General features: G+C 70.2%; 14 protein-coding genes, 1 rRNA gene and 1 riboswitch. Of the genes, 12 read left to right on the forward strand and 3 right to left on the reverse strand.

Annotated features, from left to right (window positions below):
- The 11 genes from rrf to ACFWRV_RS22390 form a co-directional block, all read left to right on the forward strand.
- Positions 1-87: ribosomal RNA gene (gene rrf, locus ACFWRV_RS22340) — 5S ribosomal RNA — on the forward strand; the annotation flags it as partial.
- A 159-nt stretch (positions 88-246) separates the two neighbouring features.
- Positions 247-855 (forward strand): CDP-alcohol phosphatidyltransferase family protein, encoded by a 609-nt coding sequence (locus ACFWRV_RS22345; protein ID WP_007452211.1) that lies wholly within the window; start codon positions 247-249, stop codon positions 853-855.
- A 112-nt stretch (positions 856-967) separates the two neighbouring features.
- Positions 968-3,463 carry a sugar phosphate nucleotidyltransferase gene (locus ACFWRV_RS22350; protein WP_384337186.1) on the forward strand — a complete coding sequence of 832 codons (2,496 nt, stop codon included), beginning with the start codon at positions 968-970 and terminating at the stop codon, positions 3,461-3,463.
- A gap of 97 nt (positions 3,464-3,560) precedes the next feature.
- Positions 3,561-4,475: a DUF881 domain-containing protein gene (locus tag ACFWRV_RS22355; protein WP_384337188.1), complete on the forward strand. Its 915-nt coding sequence runs from the start codon at positions 3,561-3,563 to the stop codon at positions 4,473-4,475.
- On the forward strand, positions 4,472-4,804 hold the full coding sequence (locus ACFWRV_RS22360) for a small basic family protein (RefSeq protein WP_003970459.1): 333 nt from the start codon (positions 4,472-4,474) through the stop codon (positions 4,802-4,804). The genes ACFWRV_RS22355 and ACFWRV_RS22360 overlap by 4 nt, the downstream gene beginning before the upstream one ends.
- A gap of 5 nt (positions 4,805-4,809) precedes the next feature.
- Positions 4,810-5,619, forward strand: a complete 810-nt coding sequence (locus ACFWRV_RS22365; RefSeq protein ID WP_384337190.1) for a DUF881 domain-containing protein — start codon at positions 4,810-4,812, stop codon at positions 5,617-5,619.
- A gap of 190 nt (positions 5,620-5,809) precedes the next feature.
- Complete coding sequence (locus tag ACFWRV_RS22370) at positions 5,810-6,589, forward strand: FHA domain-containing protein (RefSeq protein ID WP_384337192.1); 780 nt, start codon at positions 5,810-5,812, stop codon at positions 6,587-6,589.
- Positions 6,590-6,630: 41 nt separating this feature from the next.
- Entirely contained in the window at positions 6,631-7,374 is a 744-nt protein-coding gene (locus tag ACFWRV_RS22375; protein ID WP_384337194.1) for a MerR family transcriptional regulator, read from the forward strand.
- 53 nt (positions 7,375-7,427) lie between these two features.
- The gene (locus tag ACFWRV_RS22380; protein WP_006123076.1) at positions 7,428-7,901 is read left to right on the forward strand and encodes a bifunctional nuclease family protein; all 474 of its coding nucleotides are present in this window, start codon (positions 7,428-7,430) and stop codon (positions 7,899-7,901) included.
- Positions 7,902-8,069: 168 nt separating this feature from the next.
- Positions 8,070-8,696 carry a MerR family transcriptional regulator gene (locus tag ACFWRV_RS22385; protein ID WP_384337196.1) on the forward strand — a complete coding sequence of 209 codons (627 nt, stop codon included), beginning with the start codon at positions 8,070-8,072 and terminating at the stop codon, positions 8,694-8,696.
- Positions 8,697-8,807: 111 nt separating this feature from the next.
- Entirely contained in the window at positions 8,808-10,268 is a 1,461-nt protein-coding gene (locus tag ACFWRV_RS22390) for a DNA polymerase IV (protein ID WP_384337198.1), read from the forward strand.
- Here ACFWRV_RS22390 and ACFWRV_RS22395 read toward each other — a convergent pair.
- Positions 10,187-10,561 carry a PRC-barrel domain-containing protein gene (locus tag ACFWRV_RS22395; RefSeq protein ID WP_384337200.1) on the reverse strand — a complete coding sequence of 125 codons (375 nt, stop codon included), beginning with the start codon at positions 10,559-10,561 and terminating at the stop codon, positions 10,187-10,189. The two genes, ACFWRV_RS22390 and ACFWRV_RS22395, sit on opposite strands and share 82 nt — an antisense overlap.
- 132 nt (positions 10,562-10,693) lie before the next feature.
- Positions 10,694-10,791, forward strand: a riboswitch (glycine riboswitch).
- A gap of 193 nt (positions 10,792-10,984) precedes the next feature.
- Between ACFWRV_RS22395 and gcvP the strand changes: the two genes are divergently transcribed.
- Positions 10,985-13,870, forward strand: coding sequence for an aminomethyl-transferring glycine dehydrogenase (gene gcvP, locus ACFWRV_RS22400; RefSeq protein ID WP_384337202.1), 2,886 nt, complete (start codon positions 10,985-10,987; stop codon positions 13,868-13,870).
- A gap of 103 nt (positions 13,871-13,973) precedes the next feature.
- On the opposite strand, the gene ACFWRV_RS22405 is transcribed toward gcvP, so the two are convergent.
- Positions 13,974-14,180 carry a DUF5999 family protein gene (locus ACFWRV_RS22405; RefSeq protein ID WP_205083960.1) on the reverse strand — a complete coding sequence of 69 codons (207 nt, stop codon included), beginning with the start codon at positions 14,178-14,180 and terminating at the stop codon, positions 13,974-13,976.
- Between the two features lie 326 nt (positions 14,181-14,506).
- Positions 14,507-15,091 carry a hypothetical protein gene (locus ACFWRV_RS22410; RefSeq protein ID WP_384337204.1) on the reverse strand — a complete coding sequence of 195 codons (585 nt, stop codon included), beginning with the start codon at positions 15,089-15,091 and terminating at the stop codon, positions 14,507-14,509.
- Positions 15,092-15,444 lie beyond the last annotated feature (353 nt).

The raw sequence follows: 15,444 nt of genomic DNA on the forward strand, positions 1-15,444 counted from the left end.
GGTTACATTCCGAACCCGGAAGCTAAGCCTTTCAGCGCCGATGGTACTGCAGGGGGGACCCTGTGGGAGAGTAGGACGCCGCCGAACAATTTTTCCGGGAAAGCCCCGCACCATTTTGGTGCGGGGCTTTTCTGCGTTCCGGGCCCTTTATGTCTTGTTCAGCCTCCACCCCCGTGCACCCGTCGGTGGGGGCTGAGGGTAGGGTCAGGGGGCATCATTGGCACGTTCTTCACAGGAGGCACCCGGGTGGAGGTCCAGGAGACTCGGGTCCAGACGGACCGAGTCCTCACCATCCCCAACATCCTCAGCATGGCTCGCCTTGTCGGGGTACCGCTCTTCCTGTGGCTGATTCTCCGCCCCGTGTTCGGAGGGCCCAACAGCGACAACTGGGCGCTGCTCGTCCTGATGCTCAGCGGCATCAGCGACTACCTCGACGGGAAGCTCGCCCGCAAGTGGAACCAGATCAGCAGCCTCGGCCGGCTCCTGGACCCGGCTGCGGACCGTCTCTACATCCTTTCCACCCTGGTCGGCCTCACCTGGCGTGAGATTCTGCCCCTCTGGGTCACCGCGGCACTTCTCGCCCGGGAACTGATGCTTCTCGTGATGGTGGCCATCCTGCGCCGCCACGGCTATCCGCCCCCGCAGGTCAACTTCCTCGGGAAAGCTGCAACCTTCAACCTGATGTACGCGTTCCCCTTGTTGCTGCTCAGCGACGGGAGTGGTTGGCTGGCCACACTGGCCGCTGTTTTCGGATGGGCGTTCGCAGGATGGGGTACAACCCTCTACTGGTGGGCAGGAATCTTGTACGTGGTTCAGGTCCGCCGGCTCGTGAAGGCGGACGCAGTAGCCGATTGAGCTCGTTGATGCGGTGCCGTGCAATGTCGCCGGCCCGCGGCAGATGGTGCGCGTGACGCCCCTACGGGCGAAGTCGGCCAACCGTCGTCTCTTGTAGGAGGACGTTCCCGACATGAAGGCCGTCGTGATGGCTGGCGGCGAAGGCACACGCCTTCGCCCCATGACCTCGAGCATGCCCAAGCCGCTCCTGCCCGTGGCCAACAGGCCGATCATGGAGCACGTCCTGCGGCTGCTCAAGCGGCATGGGCTCAGTGAAACCGTAGTGACCGTCCAGTTCCTCGCCTCCCTCGTCAAGAACTATTTCGGGGACGGCGAGGAGCTCGGTATGGAGCTCACCTATGCCAACGAGGAGAAGCCACTCGGCACCGCGGGCAGCGTGAAGAACGCCGAGGAGGCGTTGAAGGACGACACGTTCCTCGTCATTTCCGGTGACGCGCTCACCGACTTCGACCTCACCGACCTCATCGCCTTCCACAAGGAAAAGGGCGGCCTCGTCACGGTCTGCCTCACCCGGGTTCCCAATCCGCTGGAATTCGGCATCACCATCGTGGACGAGGACGGTCAGGTCGAACGGTTCCTGGAGAAGCCGACCTGGGGGCAGGTCTTCTCGGACACCGTGAACACGGGCATCTACGTGATGGAGCCCGAGGTCTTCGACTACGTCCAGGCCGACACCTCCGTCGACTGGTCCGGTGACGTCTTCCCTCAGCTGATGAAGGAGGGCAAGCCCATCTACGGCTATATCGCCGAGGGCTACTGGGAGGACGTAGGCACCCACGAGAGTTACGTGAAGGCCCAGGCGGACGTCCTGGAGCGCAAGGTCGACGTGGAGCTCGACGGCTTCGAGATCTCGCCCGGCGTGTGGGTCGCCGAAGGAGCGGAGGTCCACCCCGACGCCGTGCTGCGCGGGCCGCTGTACATCGGCGACTACGCCAAGGTCGAGGCCGACGTCGAGATCCGCGAGCACACGGTGGTGGGGTCGAACGTCGTCGTCAAGACGGGGGCCTTCCTCCACCGGGCCGTGGTGCACGACAACGTCTACATCGGACAGCACAGCAACCTCCGGGGCTGCGTGGTCGGCAAGAACACCGACATCATGCGTGCGGCCCGGATCGAGGACGGTGCTGTCATCGGTGACGAATGCCTGGTCGGCGAGGAGTCGATCATCCAGGGCAACGTACGGGTGTATCCGTTCAAGACCATCGAGGCGGGCGCGTTCGTCAACACCTCGGTGATCTGGGAATCCCGAGGGCAGGCGCATCTCTTCGGAGCGCGCGGGGTCTCCGGAATCCTGAACGTCGAGATCACCCCCGAACTGGCCGTACGGCTGGCGGGCGCCTACGCCACGACCCTCAAGAAGGGCTCGACGGTCACCACGGCACGTGACCACTCCCGCGGTGCCCGCGCACTCAAGCGGGCCGTCATCTCGGCCCTCCAGGCCAGCGCCATCGACGTCCGCGACCTGGAGAACGTACCGCTGCCCGTGGCACGCCAGCAGACCGCCCGGGGCAGCGCCGGCGGCATCATGATCCGTACGTCGCCCGGCGTGCCCGACTCGGTGGACATCATGTTCATCGACGAACGGGGCGCCGACCTCTCGCAGGCGCAGCAGCGCAAGCTCGACCGGGTCTACGCACGCCAGGAGTACCGCAGGGCCTTCCCCGGCGAGATCGGGGACCTGCACTTCCCGTCCAGCGTGTTCGACTCGTACACCGGGTCCCTCCTGCGGAACGTCGACGTCGACGGCATCGCCGACTCCGGGCTCAAGGTCGTCGTCGACGCGTCCAACGGGAGCGCCGGGCTCGTTCTGCCCAGCCTGCTCGGGCGGCTCGGCGTGGACGCGCTGACCATCAACCCGGGGCTCGACGAGGCACGGCCGACCGAGTCCGCCGACACCCGGCGGGCCGGCCTGGTGCGGCTCGGGGAGATCGTGTCCTCCGCGCGGGCGGCCTTCGGGGTGCGGTTCGACCCGGTGGGCGAGCGGCTCTCCCTCGTCGACGAACTGGGCCGGATCATCGAGGACGACCGCGCCCTGCTGGTCCTCCTCGATCTCGTCGCCGCCGAGCGTCGCAGCGGTCGGGTCGCCCTGCCCGTGACGACCACGCGCGTCGCCGAGCAGGTGGCGGCCTACCACGGCACCCAGGTGGAGTGGACGACCACCTCGCCCGACGACCTGACCCGGGTGGGCCGTGAAGAGGACACCATCTTCGGAGGAGACGGGCGCGGAGGGTTCATCGTTCCCGAATTCAGCAGCGTCTTCGACGGAACCGCCGCCTTCGTCCGGCTCATCGGGCTCGTCGCGCGCACCCAGCTCACCCTGAGCCAGATCGACGCCCGCATTCCCCGGGCGCACGTCCTGCGCCGCGACCTGGCGACGCCGTGGGCCGTCAAGGGGCTCGTTATGCGCCGGGTCGTCGAAGCGGCCGGCGACCGCAGCGTGGACACCACGGACGGGGTACGCGTGGTCGAGGCGGACGGGCGGTGGATCATGGTCCTGCCCGACCGGGCGGAAGCCGTCACCCATCTGTGGGCGGAAGGCCCGGACGACGCCTCGGCCCAGGCGCTGCTCGACGAGTGGGCCGCGGTGGTGGACAGCGCGGGAGACTGACGCGATGAGGGTGCGCCGCGACGTCCCGGCCAGGGGGTCGCGGCGCACCGGTGGGGCCATTCGGCGGCAGCCGTGATGACGTGCGACGATGTGCGGCATGTCGCAGCAGTCCCCCGATCGGAGCACCGCCCCGCCGCCCGCACGCCCCGACGCCTCCATGTCGCTGCTGAACAACGTGATGGACCACAGCCTCGACGACGGGTACGCGGAGGCCTCGGCGCGGCGCAAGGCCGACGGGAGCGCGGGGCTGCCCCGTTCGCTCAAGTCGAAGCTCGGCCTGGCCGCCGGACTCGTGGTGGCCGCCCTGGTGGTCACCCTCGGCGCCGCCGAGGCGCGGATCTCGGCGCCGGTCGTCGCCAAGGAGCGCGAAGAGCTGATCGACCGCATCGACGCCGAGACGGAGGCGGCGGACACGCTGGAGTCCGATGTCGACAAGCTCCGCCTCGATGTGACCGAACGTCAACGCAAGGCCCTGGAGCGGCACGGAGGCGACCAGGGGCAGCTGGTGGCCCTGCTGGCCGGAGCGACTCCGGTCGAGGGCCCCGGCGTGAAACTGATCGTCGACGACGCGAAGGACACCGCCCAGGGCGGCGACGGACCCCGCGAGTCATCCGGCTTCGCCGACACCGGACGGGTGCGCGACCGGGATATGCAGCGGGTCGTCAACGGACTGTGGGAGTCCGGCGCCGAGGCCATCGCCATCAATGGGCAAAGGTTGACGGCGCTGTCGGCCATCCGGGCCGCCGGCGACGCCATACTGGTCGACAACAGACCGCTGGTGCCGCCGTACACGGTGCTTGCGGTGGGGGACGGCAAGAAGCTCGCGACCGCGTTCCAGGGCAGCGCCGACGGCCTGTACCTGCAGGCGCTCAAGGACAGCTTCGACATCCGCACCAGCATCTCCGAGCAGGCGAAGGTGCGGCTTCCGGCAGCGCCGAGCCTGATCGTCCGTACAGCAGAGCCGAAGGCCGCCGGCAGTGGTGCGGCAGAGACAGAGAAGGGCACATCGTGATCGCCGTACTGGGCCTCGTCGTGGGAGTCGTGGTCGGACTGTTGGTCCGGCCCGAGGTACCGGCGGTGGTCGAGCCCTACCTGCCGATCGCGGTGGTCGCCGCGCTCGACGCCGTGTTCGGCGGTCTGCGGGCCATGCTCGACGGCATCTTCGTCGACAAGGTCTTCGTGGTCTCCTTCCTCTCCAACGTCGTGGTGGCCGCGCTGATCGTCTTCCTCGGCGACAAACTGGGTGTCGGCGCTCAGCTCTCCACGGGTGTGGTGGTCGTGCTCGGCATCCGGATCTTCTCCAACGCCGCCGCTATCCGCCGGCACGTCTTCCGGGCTTGAGGCCGATGAACCACGACGAGAACCCCCGCAGCGAACACCCCGAGGGCGGCGCGTCCGCCGTCCCCGACGCTCCCGCCCCGCCGCCCGCCGAAGAGGTGTCCGGCCGGCAGAGGCTGCGGGCGGGCCTGTGGCCGCCGCGGCTGAGCCGGGCCCAACTGATCGTCGCCGTGCTGCTGTTCGGGCTCGGTCTGGGGCTCGCCATCCAGGTGCGGTCCACCAGCGACGACAGTGCGCTGCGCGGCGCCCGGCAGGAGGACCTGGTCCGCATCCTCGACGAGGTCGACGACCGGACCCAGCGCCTGGAGGACGAGAAGCAGCGCCTGGACGATCAGCGCACCGAGCTGGAGAACAGCTCCGACCAGGCCGAGGAGGCCCGGAAGCAGACGCTGGAGAAGGAACGCCAGCTCGGCATCCTCGCGGGCACCGTGGCGGCACAGGGACCCGGCATCACGCTGACGATCACCGACCCCGCGGGTGCCGTCGCGCCCGACATGCTGCTCGACGCCATCCAGGAACTGAGGGCGGCGGGGGCCGAGGCGATCCAGGTCAACGGAGTGCGGGTGGTGGCCAACACCTACTTCTCCGGGGACGCGGGGGACGTCCAGGTCGACGGGAAGAAGATCGAGGCGCCGTACGAGTTCACGGTGATCGGCAAGCCGCAGGATCTGGAGCCCGCCCTCAACATCCCCGGCGGTGTCGTCCAGACGCTGGAGAAGGAGCAGGCCACGGTGCTCGTGGAGCGGTCCGACGACATCGTCGTGGACGCCTTGCGACCGGCGCAGCGGCCTGACTACGCTCGGTCGTCGTCCCCGTGAGCCGGGCGAGCGAGTGGGCCGGTGGACCGGGTCGGACGGTTGCGGGGGGTCGGCGCACCGGATTGGTGGTGCGTGGTGGAAACTGTCGGGTGGATACGGACGTTGTGAAGATGTCCGGGTCGGCAGGTGTGTTCATTCAGGGTTCGTCCTGCCCCACGGGCGGGTCTATGTCGGTCAAGGGGAATCGCCCGTGAAGTTGTTTGCGAAGTTGTTCGGGAAGAGTGCACGCGAGGACAGCAACAATGCTGCCCGCCACCGCGCGCCGCGCCACGGTCAGGGCGAGGAGCAGGAGGCGGAGCGTCCGCTCTTCCGCGACGAGGTGTCCGGAGCCCCGGGGGGTGACGGCGTGTCGTCTGTTGACCCTGCCGGTGCCGGGCGCATAGGTTTCGGCGCACCATCAGCCTCGAGTACGGGTGGAGGGTTCACCCCGGAGGGCTCGTCGATGCCGGTCTGTGCGAGGTGCGGTCACCGCAACGCGGAGGCCAGCAAGTTCTGCTCCAACTGCGGTGCGCCGCTGCGGGGCGGCGTTCCCGAGCGTCCCTCGGAGACGACGTCGACGATCTCCATCTCCGGTCTTGAGGCGTACGAGGCGGAGGCGACGGGTCAGACCGCTCTGCCCTCGCTCTCCCCCGAGGCCCAGGCCGCGGTCGATGCCCTGCCCGGGGGCTCGGCGTTGCTGGTCGTGCGGCGCGGTCCGAATTCCGGCAGCCGCTTCCTGCTCGACAGCGACCTCACCACGGCCGGCCGTCACCCGCAGAGCGACATCTTTCTCGATGACGTGACCGTGTCGCGGCGTCATGTGGAGTTCCGCAGGAACCCGGACGGTAGCTTCACCGTGGGTGATGTCGGCAGCCTCAACGGCACCTACGTCAACCGTGAGCGCATCGATTCGGTCCCGCTGTCCAACGGCGACGAAGTCCAGATCGGAAAGTACCGCCTGGTCTTCTACGCGAGCCCGCGGGGCGTGTGACCAGCCCCGGACCTCGTCCGGGGGGACCCCCAGGAAGGCCCATGCTGCGAACACCGACAGGCGGTGCCGGACACGGCACCGCCACCGCGGAAGCGCGCCCGATGAGCATCGGAACGGTGCTCATCCAGCTGCGCGAGGAGTTTCCCGAAGTCACCATCTCCAAGATCCGGTTCCTGGAGGCCGAGGGGCTCATCGAGCCGCAGCGCACTCCTTCCGGATACCGGAAGTTCGCCCCGCGTGATGTGGAGCGCCTGGCGCAGGTGCTCCGTATGCAGCGGGACCACTACCTGCCGCTGAAGGTCATCCGGGAGCACCTGGACGCACTCGCCCGGGGGGAGCAGCCCGTCCTGCCCTCACCCGGTGCGCAGCGGGACCTCGCGGACGGGGTGTGGGAAGGCGGCCCCGGCGCGGCGACCGCCGCCCGGATCGGGCGGGCCGAGCTGCTCGCGGCCGCCGAGGTCGACGAGGAGCGGCTGGCCGAGTGGGAGTCCTACGGGCTCATCGTCCCGGCCCCCGAGGGTGGGTACGACGCCGAGATGGTGACCGTCGCCAAGCTGGTGGCGGATCTGGGCCGTTTCGGTCTGGAACCACGTCACCTTCGGGCCATGCGGGCCTCCGCCGACCGGGAGGCGGGTCTGGTGGAGCAGCTGGTCGCTCCCTTGCGCCGGCACCGTAATCCGCAGACCAGAGCCCATGCCGAGGCCACCGCGAACGAGCTCGCCGAGCTGTCCGTACGGCTCCACGCGGCCCTCGTGCAGAGCGCTCTGCGCAGCCGTCTGCACTGACCTCGGCGGAGCCCGACTACCCAAACATGGCGAGCACGTCCTAGGGTTGCTGTGTGAACGAGCTCGACGTTGTCGGTGTCCGGGTGGAAATGCCCTCCAACCAACCGATCGTTCTCCTGCGTGAAGTGGGAGGCGACCGGTACCTCCCCATTTGGATCGGTCCGGGGGAGGCGACCGCGATTGCCTTCGCCCAGCAGGGCATGGCTCCCGCCAGGCCGCTGACCCATGACCTATTCAAGGATGTGCTCGAGGCCGTGGGCCAAGAGCTCACCGAGGTCCGCATCACGGACCTCCGCGAAGGGGTCTTCTACGCGGAGCTCGTCTTCGCCAGCGGAGTCGAGGTGAGCGCCCGGCCCTCCGACGCCATAGCGCTCGCCCTGCGGACCGGCACGCCGATCTACGGCAGTGACGGCGTGCTGGACGATGCGGGCATCGCCATCCCCGACGAGCAGGAGGACGAGGTGGAGAAGTTCCGCGAATTCCTCGACCAGATCTCTCCGGAGGACTTCGGTACGAACAGCCAGTGACCGTCCCGCAGGGGTGCCGTCAGCGCATCCGAGAAGCCTTTCCCGGAAACGAGACACGGGAAACCACCCTCAGGGTGATTATCACTCGGCGTGCCGAGTGTGGCGATCGTTGACGCACCCCGAGTGACTGCCTACCTTCGAGTGGGCAGGTCAAGGACGGAGGTCGGCGTGAGAAGCAGCGGCGACGGTACGGCGGCGGGTGGGCCGTATCCGCAGCACGGCAGTGGAGCCGACCACGCCATCAGGCAGCCGGTTCAGCCGGCAGCGGTGGCAGCGGGCGGCGTGGCAGCGGCGAGCGATGCCGGCGACATCGGCTATCGCGGACCGACGGCGTGCGCGGCGGCGGGGATCACCTACCGCCAACTGGACTACTGGGCGCGTACGGGACTGGTCGAGCCCAGTGTGCGCCCGGCCTACGGGTCGGGGACCCAGCGTCTCTACAGTTTCCGGGACGTGGTCCTCCTCAAGATCGTCAAGCGGTTCCTGGACACCGGGGTGGCTCTGCAGAACATCCGCACCACGGTCCAGCATCTGCGGGCCCGCGGATTCCAGGATCTTGAGCGCATGACGCTGATGAGCGACGGGGCCACGGTCTACGAGTGCTCCTCGCCCGACGAGGTCGTCAGCCTGCTCCAGGGCGGGCAGGGCGTCTTCGGGATCGCCGTCGGCGTCGTGTGGCGGGACGTGGACGCGGCGCTCTCGCAGCTGCACGGCGAGCGGGTCGACACCGGCGAGACGCTCGTCGGCCACAATCCCGCCGACGAGCTGGCGCGGCGCCGCAACCGCGCCGGCTGAGCGCCCCGGACGGGCGGCGCGGCGCGGCAGTACGACGGACACGGGACGGTCCGGCACCCCACGGGGCGCCGGACCGTCCCGTTGTCAGTGCCATAGGGCAGCATCGACGGTGTGAGACCCGCGCCCACCATCCTCCACCTGGACATGGACGCCTTCTACGCGTCGGCGGAGCAGGCGGCCAAGCCGAGCCTGCGCGGCAAGGCGGTCGTGGTGGGCGGCCTCGGCCCGCGCGGAGTGGTCGCCACCGCCTCGTACGAGGCCCGGCGCCTCGGCGTGCACTCGGCGATGCCGACCGCGCAGGCCCGGCGGCTGGCGCCGAACGCGGCCTATCTGGTGCCCCGCTTCTCTCTGTACCGGGCGGTGAGCGACCAGGTGATGGAGCTTCTGGGGCGGCTGTCGCCCCTGGTGGAGCCGCTCAGCCTGGACGAGGCCTTCGTGGACCTGGAGGCGGGCGGAGTGGCGGACGACTCGGCTTCCGCCCGCGCGACGGGCGAGGGGCTGCGGGAGGCCATCCGCGCGGTGACCGGCCTCAGCGGATCCGTCGGGCTGGCCGGTTCCAAGATGCTCGCCAAGATCGCCTCCGAGGAGGCGAAGCCCGACGGGCTGCTGGTCATCGAGCCGGGCACCGAGCGCGAGCTGCTCGCTCCCAGGTCCGTCCGCATCCTGCCCGGGGTCGGCCCGGCCACCGGCGACCACCTCAGACGTGCGGGGATGACCACCGTCCACGACCTGGCCGAGGCGGGCGAGGCGGAGCTCGTACGGCTGGTCGGCAAGGCCCACGGCCACGGGCTCTACCGGATGGCGCTGGGCCTGGACGACCGGCCGGTGGTCGCCGAGCGGGACGCCAAGTCCGTATCGGTGGAGGACACCTTCGACGTGGACCTGCACGACCGGGTGCGGGTGCGCGCCGAGGTGGAGCGGCTGGCCGTCCGGTGCGTGGAACGGCTGCGCGGCGCCGACCGGTCGGGCCGCACGGTGGTGCTGAAGGTACGCCGCTACGACTTCTCCACCCTGACCCGCTCCGAGACCCTCAGAGGCCCCACGGACGACCCCACCGTGGTCCGTGAGGCGGCGGGGCGGCTGCTGGAGTCCGTCGACACCACGGGCGGCGTACGGCTCCTGGGGGTCGGCGTCACAGGTCTTGCCGACTACACCCAGGAGGATCTGTTCGCCCAGGCCGCCGACGCCCGGGAGCTCGCGCAGCGGGCACAGGAGCACCGGACGCCGGTCATGGAGGGCGGCGAGGAGGAGGCCGCCCCGGAGCCCGAGGCGGACAGCGCCGAACTGCTCGCCGCGCGGCGCTGGCCCGCCGGGCACGATGTGCACCACGAGGAGCACGGGCACGGCTGGGTACAGGGGAGTGGCATCGGCCGGGTCACCGTCCGGTTCGAGGAACCGTGGAGCGAGCCCGGCCGGGTCCTCACGTTCCGGATCGACGATCCGCTGCTGCGGCCCGCCGATCCGCTGCCGCTCGTCCGCGAGGCGGCCGACTACTCCTCCTGGCCCGCCAGCCTGCCGAAGTCCCGGTCGGAGGGCGTCGCATCCTCCGGAGGCGGGGAGTCCAGCCCGTAGTGGCGGTAGAGCTGCAGTTCCTGCTCGGGCGAGAGGTGCCTGCCGACGCCGAAGTCCGGCGCGCCCTTGATCAACGCGCGGTCGAAGGGGACGCGCAGCGCGTCCTCGACGAATTCGCTGGGCTCCAGCGGGACGAAGGCGTCCCTGCTGAACAGGCCGGTGCGCACGGCCGCCCACTCGGGCACACCCGTCGCGTCGTCGAGATAGACCTCATCCACCGTTCCGATCTTGGCGCCCTTGCGATCGAATGCCTTGCGGCCGATCAGGCGGCGCGGATCGATATCGGTCTGCACGGTGCCTCCCACTGGTCGCGGCTGCTCAGGGTGGTTCCTGTCGCCCCACCAGCACCACAGAAGTGCAGATCCGTGGTGTCGGCCACTCGAGAGCTCCGGCGCGGTGGCCGCTGGTAGGCTGGCAGTGGCTGCTGACCCCGTGCGGGAGAGTCCTCCGGTGCGGAATCCGGAGGCGCCGAAGGAGCAACTCCTCCCCGGAATCTCTCAGGCCCCCGTACCGCACGGTTGAGGTCACTCTGGAAAGCAGGGCAGTTCCGCGCGGGCGAAGGCTCGAACGGGCTCGACCCTCACCGACGGTGAAAGTCGGCACGCCTACGGGCGGGCCGGTGAAGCTCTCAGGTTGAGATGACAGAGGGGGAGGCCGTTCGGGCACCCGCGCCGTGGTGCCCCTCGCAGGTCGTGACAGACCAGGAGGCCTCCACCATGACCCCCCGTCGCACTCCGCTCTCCCAGCTGGAGCAGGGCATTCCGTTCGAGCAGCGCCACATAGGGCCCGACGCCGGGGCCCAGGCGAAGATGCTCGCCCAGGTCGGCTACGGCTCCCTCGACGAGCTCACCGCCGCCGCGGTGCCCGACGTGATCAAGAGCGCGGAGGCCCTGGGTCTTCCCTCGGCACGCACCGAGGCGGAGGTCCTGGCCGAGCTGCGGTCGCTGGCCGACCGCAACCAGGTGCTGGCCCCGATGATCGGCCTCGGCTACTACGGCACCTTCACGCCGCCCGTCATCCTGCGCAACGTCCTGGAGAACCCCGCGTGGTACACGGCCTACACGCCGTACCAGCCGGAGATCTCCCAGGGCCGGCTCGAAGCCCTCCTGAACTTCCAGACGATGGTCGCCGAGCTGACCGGGCTGCCCACCTCCGGCGCCTCCCTGCTCGACGAGGGCACCGCGGCCGCCGAGGCGATGGCCCTCGCCCGGCGCGTCGGGAAGGTCAAGAAGGGCGTCTTCCTGGTCGACGCCGACACCCTGCCCCAGACCGTCGCGGTCATCGAGACCCGCGCCGAGCCGACCGGCGTCGAGGTCGTCGTCGCCGACCTGAGCGACGGCATCCCCGCCGAGATCGCCGAGCGCGGCGTCTTCGGCGTCCTGCTCCAGTACCCGGGCGCCTCCGGTGCCGTGCGCGCCATCGAGCCCGTCATCGAGCAGGCCCACGAGCTCGGCGCGATCGTCACCGTCGCCGCCGACCTGCTGGCCCTCACGCTGCTCACCTCGCCCGGCGCGCTCGGCGCCGACATCGCGGTCGGCACCACCCAGCGCTTCGGCGTCCCGATGGGCTTCGGCGGCCCGCACGCCGGGTTCATGGCGGTCCGCGAGAAGTTCGCCCGCTCCCTGCCCGGCCGCCTCGTCGGCGTCTCCGTCGACGCCGACGGCAACAAGGCCTACCGCCTGGCCCTCCAGACCCGCGAGCAGCACATCCGCCGCGAGAAGGCCACCAGCAACATCTGCACCGCGCAGGTGCTGCTCGCCGTGATGGCCGGGATGTACGCGGTCTACCACGGCCCCGAGGGGCTGCGGACGATCGCCCGGCGCACCCACCGCTTCGCCGCGATCCTGGCCGACGGCCTGCGGAGCGCCGGCGCCGACGTCGTGCACGACGCGTTCTTCGACACCCTGACCGTGCGCGTCCCCGGCAAGGCCGCGGACATCGTCGCCGACGCCCGCGAGCGCGGGGTCAACCTCCGTCTCGTCGACGCGGACCACGTCTCCGCCGCCTGCGACGAGACCACCACCCGCGCGCAGATCTCCGCCCTCTGGGCGGCCTTCGGCGCCGAGGGCGACATCGAGGCGCTGGACGCCACGGTCTCCGACGCCCTGCCCGAGGGGCTGCTGCGCTCCGACGACATCCTGACCCACCCGGTCTTCCACCAGCACCGCTCCGAGACGGCGATGCTGCGCTACCTGCGCAAGCTCGCCGACCGCGACTACGCGCTGGACCGCGGCATGATCCCGCTCGGCTCCTGCACCATGAAGCTGAACGCGACCGCCGAGATGGAGTCGATCACCTGGCCCGAGTTCGGCGCGCTGCACCCCTTCGCCCCGGCCGAGCAGGCGCAGGGCTTCCTCACCCTCATCCGTGAGCTGGAGGAGCGCCTCGCCGAGGTCACCGGCTACGACGCGGTGTCCATCCAGCCCAACGCCGGCTCCCAGGGCGAGTTCGCGGGTCTGCTGGCCGTCCGGGCGTACCACCGGGCCAACGGCGACGACCAGCGCACCGTCTGTCTCATCCCCTCCTCCGCGCACGGCACCAACGCCGCCAGCGCCGTCATGGCGGGCATGAAGGTCGTCGTGGTGAAGACCGCCGACGACGGCGAGGTCGACATCGCCGACCTGCGCGCCAAGATCGAGCAGCACCGCGACGAACTGGCCGTGCTCATGATCACCTACCCGTCCACGCACGGGGTGTTCGAGGAGCACGTCGCCGACATCTGCGGCGAGGTCCACGACGCCGGCGGCCAGGTCTACGTCGACGGCGCCAACCTCAACGCGCTGGTCGGGCTCGCCAAGCCCGGCAAGTTCGGCGGCGACGTCTCGCACCTGAACCTGCACAAGACCTTCTGCATCCCGCACGGCGGCGGCGGCCCCGGCGTCGGCCCGGTCGGCGTCCGCGCGCACCTCGCCCCGTACCTCCCCAACCACCCGCTCCAGCCGGCCGCGGGCCCGGAGACCGGTGTCGGCCCGATCTCGGCCGCCCCGTGGGGCTCGGCGGGCATCCTGCCGATCTCGTGGGCGTACGTCCGTCTGATGGGCGGCGAGGGGCTCAAGCGGGCCACGCAGGTCGCCGTGCTGGCCGCGAACTACATCGCCAAGCGCCTGGAGCCGCACTTCCCGATCCTGTACAACGGCCCGGCCGGACTGGTCGCGCACGAGTGCATCGTGGACCTGCGCCCGATCTCGAAGGCGACCGGCGTCTCCATCGACGACGTGGCCAAGCGCCTGATCGACTACGGCTTCCACTCGCCGACCATGTCGTTCCCGGTGGCCGGCACGCTGATGATCGAGCCGACGGAGAGCGAGGATCTCGCGGAGCTCGACCGGTTCTGCGACACCATGATCGCGATCCGTGCCGAGATCGAGAAGGTCGCGTCGGGGGAGTGGAGCGCGGACGACAACCCGCTGGCCAACGCCCCGCACACCGCGGCCGCGCTCGGCGGCGACTGGGACCACGGCTACAGCCGTGAGGAGGCCGTCTTCCCGGCCGGGGTGTCCGCCGCGGACAAGTACTGGCCGCCGGTGCGCCGGATCGACGGGGCCTTCGGCGACCGGAACCTCGTCTGCTCCTGCCCGCCGCTGGACGCGTACGACGACTGAGCCCGCCTGTCGTAGGGCGTGCGCCGTGAGCGGCGTACGCCGGACATGCGTCGGGGCCGGTGCGGAGATCTCTCCGGGCCGGCCCCTTCTCGTACGACCGCTCTCAGGCGGCCTTCACCACGCGGCCGGCTGCCAGCGGCCGGTGCGGGGCGATGATCTGCCCGTCGGGCAGCAGTTCGCCGGTGTCCTCGAAGAGCAGGACGCCGTTGCACAGCAGGCTCCAGCCCTGTTCGGGGTGGTGGGCGCTCAGGCGGGCGGCCTCCCGGTCGGGTGAGTCGGCGGTGGGGCAGGTTGGCTGGTGCTGGCACATGGATGGGTTCTTTCGCTGCGTCGAGTCGAGTGTCCTGCGGCTGGATGAGGTGTTCATGGCCGCCCCCGTATCAGTCGGTCCGGTCCCAGTGTTGCCCTACGGGGAAGAATCCGCAGGGATTTCGCTGCAGCACCCGTACTCCTCCCATGACGCATCACCCGCGCGGACGGTTCAGCGCAACTGCACTGTCCCTTTGGGTGGTTCGGGGGGGCCGGATGGGGCTAGTCCGAGTGGGCAGCGCAGCGCCCCCGCAGTGAACCCCGCCGCGCCCGGCGTGCCGGGCGGATCGGGGCAGCCGCGGGGGCGGTGTGCCGGGACGGTGCCGGTCAGGCCGAGCTGAGGAGCGGCCCGGGCGCCACGCGCAGCGAGATGACGGGCAGCAGATCGGCGACGCGGTGCGGGCGATGGGCGGCGATGCCCGGCGGGGCCGGCGCCAGGGGCACCAGGACGTCCGTCGGCGCGAGCACCCCGCCGGCGGGATCGGCCTCGGTGTCGCCGTGCAGCCAGAGGGTGAGCATGTACAGCTCCGGGATGGACAGCAGCCGCGCCTGGCAGCCGGTGGCCGACGCCTCCGCCTGCCGGACGGCCAGCTCGGTCGAGGCGAGGTAGGGCCCCTCGAAGAAGTGCGAGAACGTCCAGCCGTCGGGGGTGAGCACGGTGTCCGCGGCGGCGACCGCGCGGCCCTCGCTCCTGATCAGGAAACGCCAGGCCGCGAGCCGGGTCAGGGGCGCCTCCCCGGTGGGAGCGATCCGGTCCAGCACATGCACCGGAAGCGGCAGTTCAGGGCTCAGCGGTCCCTGGACGGACCGGAGAGCGGAGGTTCGGGCTTCGCGGACGGCGGTGGGAGAACCGAGGGCCGCGAGAACGCTGCGCAGGGCGGGCGCGGGAGCCGGAGGGACATGCAGCGGCATAGTGGGTCGCCTCTCACTTCGGAGACACGGTGGAGCTTGGGCGGGTGCAGACGGCGCTGTCGGCGTGCGGGCCAGAGGAGGCCGGTGACGGGCGAGTCGTATCAACTCTCTGCCTCGTTGAGCGGAGTTTATATGACGCGTGTTCACACAGTGTTTCCGCTAGCAGTCGCGGATATGTCGCACAAGGCGTCATCCAGCCTTCGAAACGCGGTATTCCTGATGATTTGGTCTGCCGCGGTCGACGTCGACCTGGCACTCTTCCGATGGCACGGACGGCCGAAACTCGTCGGCGTTTCCACCACGCATGCACCGGCTGAAAATGCCGGGTGCCGCATGCCGGGGGAATGTGCCTC

This window comes from Streptomyces sp. NPDC058576 (assembly GCF_042718715.1).
GTDB lineage: Bacteria > Actinomycetota > Actinomycetes > Streptomycetales > Streptomycetaceae > Streptomyces.